This is a genomic window from Streptomyces zinciresistens K42, from assembly GCF_000225525.1.
Classification (GTDB): domain Bacteria; phylum Actinomycetota; class Actinomycetes; order Streptomycetales; family Streptomycetaceae; genus Streptomyces; species Streptomyces zinciresistens.
In genome coordinates, this window is sequence record NZ_AGBF01000208.1 from 1 (window position 1) to 10,916 (window position 10,916).

Annotated in this window: 10 protein-coding genes and 1 pseudogene; 5 read left to right on the forward strand and 6 right to left on the reverse strand. The window is 76.0% G+C overall.

Going from position 1 to position 10,916, the window contains the following annotated elements; genetic code table 11:
• The 3 genes from SZN_RS31405 to SZN_RS31415 form a co-directional block, all read left to right on the forward strand.
• A partial coding sequence (locus tag SZN_RS31405; protein ID WP_007502967.1) for a lactate utilisation protein LutB domain-containing protein occupies positions 1 to 183 on the forward strand: 183 nt, incomplete at its 5' end.
• Positions 180 to 836: a LutC/YkgG family protein gene (locus SZN_RS31410; RefSeq protein ID WP_007502968.1), complete on the forward strand. Its 657-nt coding sequence runs from the start codon at positions 180 to 182 to the stop codon at positions 834 to 836. The genes SZN_RS31405 and SZN_RS31410, both read left to right, overlap by 4 nt.
• Positions 837 to 1,326: 490 nt before the next feature.
• Positions 1,327 to 2,304 carry an NAD(P)-dependent alcohol dehydrogenase gene (locus SZN_RS31415; RefSeq protein ID WP_007502969.1) on the forward strand — a complete coding sequence of 326 codons (978 nt, stop codon included), beginning with the start codon at positions 1,327 to 1,329 and terminating at the stop codon, positions 2,302 to 2,304.
• A gap of 22 nt (positions 2,305 to 2,326) precedes the next feature.
• Here the strand turns inward: SZN_RS31415 and SZN_RS31420 are convergent, their stop codons facing one another.
• From SZN_RS31420 to SZN_RS31435, 4 genes are all read right to left on the reverse strand, one after another.
• On the reverse strand, positions 2,327 to 2,683 hold the full coding sequence (locus tag SZN_RS31420) for a cupin domain-containing protein (RefSeq protein ID WP_007502970.1): 357 nt from the start codon (positions 2,681 to 2,683) through the stop codon (positions 2,327 to 2,329).
• Between the two features lie 215 nt (positions 2,684 to 2,898).
• Positions 2,899 to 3,876, reverse strand: a complete 978-nt coding sequence (locus SZN_RS31425) for a pyridoxal-phosphate dependent enzyme (RefSeq protein WP_007502971.1) — start codon at positions 3,874 to 3,876, stop codon at positions 2,899 to 2,901.
• Positions 3,873 to 4,562, reverse strand: a complete 690-nt coding sequence (locus SZN_RS31430) for a helix-turn-helix transcriptional regulator (protein ID WP_007502972.1) — start codon at positions 4,560 to 4,562, stop codon at positions 3,873 to 3,875. The genes SZN_RS31425 and SZN_RS31430 overlap by 4 nt, the downstream gene beginning before the upstream one ends.
• A 208-nt stretch (positions 4,563 to 4,770) precedes the next feature.
• Complete coding sequence (locus SZN_RS31435; RefSeq protein ID WP_007502973.1) at positions 4,771 to 5,517, reverse strand: SOS response-associated peptidase; 747 nt, start codon at positions 5,515 to 5,517, stop codon at positions 4,771 to 4,773.
• 420 nt (positions 5,518 to 5,937) lie between these two features.
• On the opposite strand from SZN_RS31435, the pseudogene SZN_RS31440 reads away from it, so the two are divergent.
• Positions 5,938 to 7,033 (forward strand): annotated as a pseudogene (locus SZN_RS31440) (carboxylate-amine ligase).
• Between the two features lie 201 nt (positions 7,034 to 7,234).
• The gene (locus tag SZN_RS31445) at positions 7,235 to 7,897 is read left to right on the forward strand and encodes a hypothetical protein (protein ID WP_007502977.1); all 663 of its coding nucleotides are present in this window, start codon (positions 7,235 to 7,237) and stop codon (positions 7,895 to 7,897) included.
• A gap of 15 nt (positions 7,898 to 7,912) precedes the next feature.
• Here SZN_RS31445 and SZN_RS31450 read toward each other — a convergent pair whose 3' ends face one another.
• Positions 7,913 to 8,779, reverse strand: coding sequence for a universal stress protein (locus SZN_RS31450; RefSeq protein WP_007502979.1), 867 nt, complete (start codon positions 8,777 to 8,779; stop codon positions 7,913 to 7,915).
• A 154-nt stretch (positions 8,780 to 8,933) separates the two neighbouring features.
• On the reverse strand, positions 8,934 to 10,661 hold the full coding sequence (locus SZN_RS31455) for a sensor histidine kinase (RefSeq protein ID WP_007502981.1): 1,728 nt from the start codon (positions 10,659 to 10,661) through the stop codon (positions 8,934 to 8,936).
• Positions 10,662 to 10,916 lie beyond the last annotated feature (255 nt).

The following is a 10,916-nucleotide window of genomic DNA, read 5'->3' on the forward strand; positions in this document are numbered from 1 at the left end:
GCCCGGCCGGGCGCCCTGCGCGCCGGTCAGCGGCTGGCCTCGCGCACCCGGCGGCTGCATCCGCGCTCGCTGCCGGGGCCGGGCCGGGCGTGGACCGCGGCACGGGAACTGCCGGCCGTCCCGGCGGAACCCTTCCGCGACTGGTGGCAGCGGACGAACGGCGGGAAGGGCGGGGCCGGGTGAACAGCAGGGAACGGATTCTGGGCCGGGTGCGGCGGGCGCTGGCGGACCTGCCGGACGACGACGTGCCGTACGAGGAGGCCGTCGCGCGCGGCTACCTGCGCGAGCACGGGCGGCGCGGGACGCGGGAGACGGTGGATCTGCTGGCCGAGAACCTGGCGGACTACCGGGCACTCGTGCACCGCGCCACCGAGAGCGAACTGCCCGCTCTCCTGGGCCGGTTGCTCGCCGAGCGGGGGTCGCGGTCCGTGCTGGTTCCGCCGCTGCTGCCGCCGGAGTGGCTGTCGGCCGCCGACGCCGCCCGCGTCGACGACCGCGAGGGGAGCACGCCGCACGAGCTGGACGAGGTGGAGAGCGTGGTCACCGGCTGCGCGCTGGCCGTCGCCGAGACGGGCACCATCGTCCTGGACGGCTCCCCCGACCAGGGCAGGCGGCGCATCACGCTGGTGCCCGACCACCACATCTGCGTGGTGCGGGTCCCGGACCAGGTCGTCTCCTCCGTGCCGCAGGCGCTGGAACGCCTCGATGCGGCCCGCCCGTTGACCTGGATCTCCGGGCCCTCGGCCACGAGCGACATCGAACTGGACCGGGTGGAGGGGGTGCACGGACCGCGCACCCTGGAGGTGGTGCTGGTGAGCGGGGACTCGGACGGATAGCGGGGGCCGCGTCGGGCATCCGCGCGGCCTCGGCCCGGCGGTCGCCGACCGCGCGGCGGGGCGGCCTTCTCCGCGGTGGCCGCCGGGGGCCGCCGGGGGCCGCCCCCTCAGCGCACGCCGGCGGCGTCCAGGAGTGCGGTCGCGGTCGGCAGCGCCAGTCCGTCCGTCCACGGTCTCGACGCCCGCCCCCGCACGGGCGCTCGCGCCGTCGAAGACCGGCGTCAGCCGGCGGGCGAGCAGGTCGGCGTCCGGCGCCCCCGCCTCGGCGGCCAGGGTGCGGAAGGACTCCTTCATCGCCTCCCTGGCCCCGCGCGCGACGGTGCTCGCCGGGTGGCCGGGGTCCGGACCGACCGGTTTCCGCGAGGCGGGCGGAACGCCCCCGTGACCCGGGGAACCCTCGGGGGTGGGCCCCGGAAAAAAATCAGGGTGCGCCCCCGATGGCCGGGCGGGGCGGCCTTTCCTACGCTCGGCGAAAGCGGAGGGGGCTTCCATGAAGGCGGTCGTGCAGGACCGGTACGGCTCGGCGGACACGCTCACGTTCACGGACATCGACCGGCCGGAGCCGGGCGCCGGGGAGGTGCTGGTCCGGGTGCACGCGGCCTCGGTCAACGCCTACGACTGGCACTTCATGCGCGGCGACCCGCTGATCGGCCGCGGGGTCATGGGATGGCGCCGCCCGCGCAACCGCGTCCGGGGCCGGGACTTCGCCGGCCGGGTGGAGGCGGTGGGCCCCGGCGTCGCGGGGCTCGCGCCCGGCGACGAGGTGTACGGCGAGGCCGACGGCACCTTCGCGCAGTACGTGTGCGCGCGGGCCGCCGAGACCGGACCCAAGCCCGCCCGGCTCACCTTCGAGCAGGCGGCGGCGATGCCGCTGGCGGCCAACACCGCCCTCATCGGCCTGCGCGACGTCGCCCGGGTCCAGCCGGGGCAGTCGCTGCTGGTGAACGGCGCGTCGGGCGGGGTCGGCACCTTCGCGGTGCAGCTCGGCAAGGCGTACGGCGCGGAGGTCACCGCCGTGTGCAGCACGAGGAACGCCGACCTGGTCCGCTCCCTCGGCGCCGACCACGTCGTCGACTACACCCGGGACGACTTCACCCGGGCCGGCCGGCGGTACGACGTGGTGCTGGACCTCGTGGGCAACCGCTCGCTGCGGGAGCTGCGCGGCGTCCTGGCCCCGACCGGCGCGCTCATGCTGTCCGGGGGCGGCGTCTACGAGGGCGGCAGCCTCGTCGGCCCGATGGGACTGTTCCTCAGACGGCGGGCCGCGGCCCCCTTCGCGGGCGGCCAGCGGCTGCTGGAGATCGCCGCGCGCCAGAGCACCGCGAACCTCGCGGCGCTGCGGGAGCTGGCCGAGGCGGGCACGATCGCCCCGGTGGTCGAGCGGACGTACCCGCTCGCGGAGGCGGCCGAGGCGATCCGGTATCTGGAGAAGGAGCACGCGCGGGCGAAGGTCGTCGTCACCGTGTGAGGGCGACGACGACCCGCCGGGCTCACGCCTTCGCGTACTCCCTCGCCGTCTGCCCCTGGAAGTCGTACACGACGACCTGGTCGTCGCCGACGACCCAGGCGTCATGTCCCGGGGAGCAGACGAAGACGTCGCCGGGTCCGACCTCGCTCTCGCCCCCGTCGTCCATGCGGATGTGCATACGGCCCTGCACCATGTAGCAGTTGTGGTGCATCTGGCAGGTGTCGGTGCCGGCGAGCGGGGCCACGGACTGCGACCAGCGCCAGCCCGGCTCGAAGGTCGCCACCGCGAAATCGAGGTCCGTCATGTGGACGGCCTCCAGATGGCCCTGCGGGAAATCGCGCCGCTCGTCCGGCTTGTCGAGCGTCTTCACTTCCAGCATCGTGTGCTCCCTTCCGGCCGCGTGTGCCGCGGCCTGCCGCGGTGTGCCGCGGCCGGACCGGCCGTCCCGGAGGCCCTGGTCACCGCCGCGGGCGGCCGACCCAGTACCACTCAATCGTCCGCCCGGCCACCGGAGGCCGCCATCCGGGCCCGGCGCACGGCCCCGGGGGCCCGCCTCGCCGTCCGGGCCCGGGGCGCCGACTCGGCCGACGGGGCTCAGCCGCGCCCGGCGCACAGTTCGGCGAACCGCTCCGCGTCGACGTTCCCGCCGGAGACGATCACCCCCACGCGGGGCGGCAGCGCGCCCGCCCGGCCGGTGAGCAGCGCCGCGAGGGGGGTGGCGCCGCTCGGCTCCACGACGATCTTCAGACGTGCGAAGGCGAACCGCATCGCCTCCCTGATCTCGTCGTCGCTGACCAGCACGATGTCGTCGACCAGCCGCCGGTTGACGGAGAAGGTCAGCTCGCCCGGCGTGGGCAGGGCCTGCCCGTCCGCGATGGTCCGGGGCACCGGGACGCTGACCCGCCGCCCCGCCTCCAGGGAACGCCTGGTGTCGTCGCCCGCCTCCGGCTCCACGCCGATCATCCGGATGCCGGGATGCAGCCCCTTGGCCGCCGTGGCGCTCCCGGCCATCAGCCCACCGCCGCCGACGGGAGCCAGCAGGGCGTCCAACTCCCCCACTTCTTCGAGAAGTTCGAGCGCTGCCGTGCCCTGGCCGGCCATGACGTGCGGGTCCTCGTAGGGCGGGATGAGGGTGAGGCCCCGCTCGGCGGCCAGGGCCTTCGCGAGCGCGACCCGGTCGCCGGTGTAGCGGTCGTACGTGACGATCTCGGCGCCGTATCCGGCGGTCGCCGCCCGCTTCGACGGCGGGGCGTCCTCGGGCATGACGATCACCGCGGTGGTGCCGAGCTCCCGGGCGGCGAGGGCGACCGCCTGGGCGTGGTTGCCGGACGAGTAGGCGGCGACGCCCCGGCCGAGCTGGTCGGGTGTGAGCCGGCTGGCGGCGTGGTAGGCGCCGCGGAACTTGAAGGCTCCGACCCGCTGGAAGTTCTCGCACTTGAGGTGGACCTCGGCGCCGACGCGCGCGTCGAGGGTGCGTGAGCGCAGCACCGGGGTGCGGTGCGCGATGCCGCGCAGCCGTACGGCGGCGTCGCGGACGGCGTCGAGGGTGACCGGCGGGGTGGTGGTCGTCACGCGTGTCCTCCAGGGGGTGTCGGGCCGGCGGCCGCGCGGGCCTGCGAGAGATAGCTGTAGGCGGAGGCGCGCGAGATGCCGAGCCGGCCGGCGACCTGCTCGACGGCGCGCCGCACGGCGAAGACGCCCCGTTCGTCCAGTCCGCGGAACAGCTCCAGTCGTCCCGCGCGGTCGAGCGCCGCCCAACTGCCGCTCTGCCGGATCCGATGGGCGTCGAGGATGGCCTCCACGACCGAGTCGATGTCGTTGCCGAAGGTGGTGACCGGCGGCTCGGCGGAGGCGGCGGCGCCGCCGGCGAGGGCGCCGAGCAGGGTGTGCGCCTCGGTGACGGCCGTGAGGTCGAGGTTGACGCAGAGCGCGCCGAAGGCGGTGCCCGAGGAGTCGCGCAGCACCATCGTGGACGCCTTGACCAGGGTGCCGTCGCGGGTCCGGGTGAGGTGGTTCAGCTCGTCGCGCGCCTCGTCGCCGCGCGCGACGAGGCGCAGGCCGATCTCGCTCGTCGCACCGCCCACGTCCCGCCCGGTGACCGATCCCGCGACGGCGGCCACCGACTCCTCGGGCCGCCGGTAGTCGTGGAGCACCACCTCGCACATCGGCCCGAACGTCGCCACGAGACCGTCCACGACCGGTTTCAGCGCGGCCACGATCGCGTCGCGCTCCGCCTCCCGTGCCCGTCCGCCCGTCATCGCACCCCTCCGCGGCCCGCTCCCGGACCGGGCCGCCCCCGGTCCACGACCTAGACTACTAGTCCAGACGCTGTACTGGTAGTCCAGTCTTCAGGGGTGGTCCCCTTCCGGTCCGTTTCCAGGGGTGGTGGTCCAGGTCCCTGGGTGGGTGGTCCATTTCCCGGGGTGGTCCCTTCTCCGGCGGGCGACGTACCCGGGCGGGCCGCTCTCAGGGGGCGGGGACCTCGGTCAGGAGTTCGGGGCCGTTGGCGCGGACGCTGTTCACGGCCGGGGAGACGCGGCGCGCGGTCAGGTGACCGCCCGCGGGCGGGGCGAGCAGGGCGCGCAGGCCGTCCGCGGAGCGGTGGCCGGGGTCGAGCCAGGCGTCGTAGTCGCCGGGGGCGAGCGCCAGCGGCATCCGGGGATGGACACGGCCCGCCGCGTCGGTCGCCTCGGTGGTGATGACCGTGCAGGTCAGCAGCCAGGCCGCGGGGTCGTCGCCGTCCTTGACGGCGGGGTCGCGCCAGAACTCGTACAGCCCCGCCAGGGCCATGACCCGGCCGTCGTCGGGGTGGATGAAGTACGGCTGCTTGCGGACCTTTCCGGTGGCGGTGTCCTCGACGGCGTCCCACTCGAAGAAGCCGTCGGCCGGCAGCAGGCACCGGCGGCCGGCGAAGGCGCGGCGGAAGGCGGGCTTCTCGTGGACGGTCTCCACGCGCGCGTTGATGAGCCGTGCGCCGATCTTCACGTCCTCGGCCCACGAGGGCACCAGGCCCCAGCGCACCGGGCGCAGCCGGCGTACGGCGGGGGCGTCCTCGCCCGCACCGCGTGGGGCGCGCTCCAGCACCGCCCAGACCTCGTCCGTCGGCGCCACGTTCCAGCTGGGCGCCAGGGTCTCCTCGGGACGCCACTCGGTGACCTCGAACAGCTGGACGAGGTCCTGGGGGCTGCGGGTGGAGGCGTAGCGGCCGCACATACGGCCACTGTGCCACGCGGCGGCGGCGCGGTCCCGACGACGGCGCGCGGCGCCCTCCCGGCTTCCCGGCTTCCCGGCTTCCCGGCTTCCCGGCTTCCCGGCCCACACTCCCTCCCACCCGCGGCCACTCCCGGGGCGAGACCACACAGCGCTGCACGACACAGCGCCACACCACATAGCGCGGCGCCACACAGCCGCCACACCACATAGCGCCACACCACAGCGCGACACCACACAGCGCTGCACCACACAGAGCGGCGCGCCCCGGGCCTGCCCGGCGGCTCCGGCCGCCCCGCACGGCCTGCCGGGTTTGCGGGACGCCGACCGCGGCACTCGGTCTCCCGGGTGAGCGCGCTCCGTCGGGGTGACCTCCCGGGCGGGGTCGGGACTCCGGCGACGGAGCGGAACAGAAGGCGGCCGATGACGACGATCGGTGTGGAAGAGGAGTACCTGCTGCTCGACCCGGTCACAGGTCTGCCCGTCCCGCTCGCCGACAAGGTGCGCAGGGCCGCGGGGCTCGCGCCCTTCGTCGCGGAGCAGGAGGTGCAGAGCGAACTGCTCCAGGCGCAGGTGGAGGTGGCGACCCCGGTCTGCGGCACCCTGGACGAGGCGGGCGGGCATCTGCTGCGGCTACGGCACGCGGTGACGGCGGCGGCCGAGCGCCACGGCTGCCGGGTCGCCCCCAGCGGGACGGCGCCGCTGCGCGACGGGCGCCCCGAGGCCGTCACCGACAAGGTCCGCTACCGGGAACTGCTCTCCCGGGCCCCGCAACTGGTGGCGGAGCAGTTGGTGAACGGCATGCACGTGCATGTCGCGGTGCCCGGCCGCGAGGAGGGCGTACAGGTCGTGAACCGGCTGCGGCCCTGGCTGCCGGTGCTGACCGCCCTGTCGGCGAACTCCCCGCTCTGGGAGGGGCACGACACCGGCTTCGCGAGCTGGCGCACGGTGGTCTTCGGGCGCTGGCCGGTCAGCGGGATGCCTCCGTACTTCACGGATGCGGCCGACCACGACCGGCGGGTGCAGCGGCTGCTGAGGAGCGGGCTGATCTCCGACGTCGGGCAGGTGTACTGGCTGGCGCGGCTGTCGGCCCGCTACCCCACGATCGAAGTGCGCTGCCTGGACGTCCAGTTGAGCGTGGACGACGCGGTGCCGCTGGCGGGCCTGGTCCGGGCCCTGGTCACCACCGAACTGGCCGCGGCCGCCGCCGGCGAGCCCGCGCCCGACCTCGCCCCCGAACTGCTGCGGGCCGCGCTGTGGCACGCGGCCCGGCACGGCGCGGGCGGCACCCTGGTGGGCCCGGACGGCGACTCCCGCCCCGCGCGCGAGGTCCTGGACGCCCTCCTCGGGCATGTGGCTCCGGCGGCTCGACGCGGCCGGGGACACCCGGCAGGTGACCGCCCTCACCGACCGCCTCCTGCGGGACGGGACCGGGGCGGACCGCCAGCGCGCCGCCTTCGCGCGGGGCGGCCTGCGGGCGGTCACCGACCTGATCGTGGCGCACGGCACCCGGTCCTGACCCGCCACCCGGCACCCGGCACCCACCGCCCGGCGCCCGGCGCCCGGCGCCCGCCACCCGGCGCCAGCTCCTGACCCACCCACTCACCCACTCACCCACTCACCCACCGCTCCGTGCCGGCGCACGGCACCCGGTCCACCCGCCCCCGTGCCCCGGCCGGCCCGTTTCCGGCCGGCGGACACGGGGGACACGACGTGCGTGGTGGCCTACGGAGCGCGGCGGCGCGCACGACACGGACACGGCGGCCGGCGGCTGCGCTTCGACGGCTGGATCGCGGGCCTGGGCACGTCCTCGGGCACCCGTCTGGTGCTGGGGCACTGGCCGCGTTCGCCGTTCGGTCCGTTCAGCGACGTGATGGTGGAGCGGGCCGACGGCGAACGGCTGCTGCTCGCGCCCACCGCGCGGACGGCCCGCTTCATCGCCGACACCTACCGCTTCGACACCGTGCGCGTCGTCCCCGTGGACGTGCGGGTCGCCGCGGGCACCTGGACGGTCGCGGCGGGACCCCTCCGGCTCGGCTTCACCACCGGCCGTCGCGGCCCGCTGGGCTGGGTGCTGCGCGCGGTCCCCGCGGCGCTCGCCCGCCGTCCGGCGTGGAGCGCCGTCACGGACGGGCCCGCGCGGCTGCTGCTGCCGGGCGTACGGACCCGGGGCAGCGCGGGCGCGGGCCGCCGGGAGTGGTACGGCGCCCTCGACCTGCGGCCGGTCGTCATGTCCTGGGCGGTGTGGGAGGGCCGTGACCTGGGCGTTCAGGCACCCGTTGACCCGCCCGTGCGGGTCGGCTTCGGCTCGGCGCCGCGCCGGCCCTCCCTGACCCGGGTCACCACCACGGTGGAGCTGGGTCCGCACGAGGAGATGCCGTGAACCGCCGCCGGGCGGTCAGGCGAGCCGGGGCACGATCGCGACCGGGCAGGCCGCGTGGTGCAGCAGGGTGTGGCCCACGCGTCCGAGCTGGAGGCCGAAGCGGCCGTGCCGGCGGCGTGCGCCGAGCACGACGAGGTCGGCCGCCGCGGACTGCTCGACCAGGACGTGGTGGGCCGGGCCGCCCACGGTGATCCGGCGCACGGGGACGTCCGGGTTCGCGGCGACGGCCTCGGCGAGCAGGGCGTCGAGCGCGGCCGCGGCCCGCTCCTCGCACTCCCGCGCGGCGTCCGTCGCCCGGCCGGCGCCCTCGTGGGCGGGGCAGCGCCAGGCCCGTACCGCGTCGAGGGCGCAGCCGCGTGCCGCGGCCTCCGCGAAGGCGAAGGGCACGGCCTGCGCCGAGGCTGCCTCGTCCCCGGCGCCGAACAGGATCCGCTCGTGCACACCGGCCAGGCCGCTGTCCTCGCCCCGGACCACGATCACCGGGCAGTGCGCCCGGCCGGCCACCGCGACGCTCACCGAGCCGAGCAGCATGCCCTTCAGCTCGCCGCGTCCCCGCTCCCCGGTCACCAGCGCGAAGGCGTTGCCGGCCTCGTGGAGCAGCGCGTCGACCGGGTCGGCGGGGACGATGTCGGTGCCGACCGACAGGGCTGGGGCGCGCCGCGCGGCGCGTTCGGCGGCCGAGGCGACGAGGTGTTCGGCGAGCATCCGCTCGGAGAAGGGCTGCCGCCCCACCGGCGGGGCGGTGCCCGCGTAGTGCTCCCAGAGGGAGCCGTACACCAGGCGCAGCGGCAGGTCTCTGCGGACGGCCTCGTCCGCCGCCCAGTCGACGGCCCGCAGACAGCCGTCGGACCCGTCGACGCCCACGACCAGGGGGAGTGTCATCGTCGTCACCGCCTTCCGCCCGGCCGTCGCCGGGGCGGCACGGGCTCCGATTCCACCGTGTCACCGGGCGGGGCCGGGTGCGAGAGGCGGTCGGGCAGGACCGGGGGACGTTCGGCCCGGGGCTGCGGGGCCGGGCGGCAGCGGCCGCCCGGGGTCATCCGGGCGGCAGCGGCACCCACCACACCAGGCGGGTGCCGCCGCCGGCTGCCTCGTCCAGTTCCAGTTCGCCGCCCGACTGCCGGGCCCGCTCGGCCATGTTGCGCAGTCCGCTGCGGCGTCCCCCGGCCGGGACGCCGACGCCGTTGTCGGCGACCGTGAGCCGGACCTCGCCGGAGTCGGCCGTCAGGGCGATGTCGGCGCGGTCGGCGCGGGCGTGGCGGGCGATGTTGGTGAGGGCCTCGGAGAGGACGGCGACCACGTGGTCGGCGATCTCGCGCGGCACGTTCGTGTCGAGCAGCCCCTCCATGCGCACGCTCGGCGCGAAGCCCAGCACCGGGGCCGCCTCCCCCGCGATCCGCACGATCCGGGCCCGCAGCCCGGCCCCGCCGGAGCCCTCGCGGGACCGCAGGCCGAAGATCGTCGAGCGGATGATCTTGATGGTCTCGTCGAGGTCGTCGACGGCGCGCACCACGCGTTCGGACGCCTCGGGATGGTCGATGAAACGGCCCGCGCTCTGCAACGTCATCCCCGTGGCGAACAGCCGCTGGATCGCCAGATCGTGCAGGTCGCGGGCGATGCGGTCACGGTCCTTGAGCACGGCGACCTCTTCGGCGTCCTGGCGCCGCTCGGCGAGTTCCATGGCCACCGACGCCTGGGCCGCGAAGCCCAGCAGGGGTTCGATCTCCTTGCCGGTGAAGACGGTCCCGCCCGCCTCGCGGACCAGCAGGACGACACCGCGCACCCGGTTCTCGCGGGTGCCGACGGGCACGGCGACGGCGGGGCCGAGCCCGGTGAAGCGCCGGGGCCCGGCGGACAGCCGCTCGTCCCGGGAGACGTCCGGGCTGGTGACCGGCGCGGCCGTGGAGAACGCCTCGCCTATCAGGCTGGCGTCCACGGGCAGCACCAGTCCGCGCAGGGTGTCCGCGTCCGGCCCGAGGGCCAGCTCGACGGCGAGCGCGTCGGTGTCCTCCATCGGCATGGCGACCAGGGCCAGGGCAGCCCCGGTGTTCTCCCTGGCACGCGCGGCGATCAGCCCGAGGACCTCGCCCCGGCCCACGCCGGACATCAGCCGGTGGGTGATCTCGGCGGTCGCCCGCAGCCAGCGTTCGCGCAGCCGGGACTCCTCGTACAGGCGGGCGTTGTCGATGGCGACGCCGGCGGCCACCGCGAGGGTCGACGTCACCGAGACGTCCTCCTCGTCGAACTGGGCGCCGCCCCGCTTCTCGGTCAGGTACAGGTTGCCGAAGACCTGCTCGCGCACCCGGATCGGAACGCCGAGGAAGGTGTTCATCGGCGGATGGTTCGGCGGGAAGCCGTACGAGGCGGGGTGCTCGGAGAGCTTGGCCAGGCGCAGCGGCTCGGGATGGCGGATGAGTTCGCCGAGGATGCCGTGCCCCTCGGGGAAGTGGCCGATCCCCGCGATGACGTCCTCGCCGACCCCGACGGTGTGGAACGCGGACAGCCGCGTGCCGTCCGGGCCGATCACCCCGAGGGCCGCGTACTCCGCGTCGACCAGGACGGCCGCCGCCTCGACGATGCCGTGCAGCGCCTGCTCCAGGTCCAGCTCGCGGCCGACGGAGAGCACCGCCTCCAGCAGGCTGCGCACCCGGTCGCGGGTGCCGCGGGCCGCGTCCAGCCGGGCCTGCAGCTCCTCCAGCAGTTCGTCCAGCCTCAGCTGGGGCAGCCGTACTCGGGCTTCCCGAGGCTCCTCGGCGCCTGTCACCTGCGTCTCCTCCGGTCCCGTGGGCGGCCGTGCTCCGGCCGCTGCGGTGCCTGCCACGCTACCGGCCCGGGACGCGCCGCGGTGCGGGATCGGCCCCGGACCGGTGCCGGCCGCGGTGGGCCGTTCGGCCCTGCCGCGAGGACGGGCGGCACCTGCCGGTACGGGCCGCGGCGGCCGACGCTGGAGGCACGTCACGGCCGGGAGCCGGACGGCGTCCGCCGAGCCGAGGAGCGCAGCGTCATGGACCGTCATGCG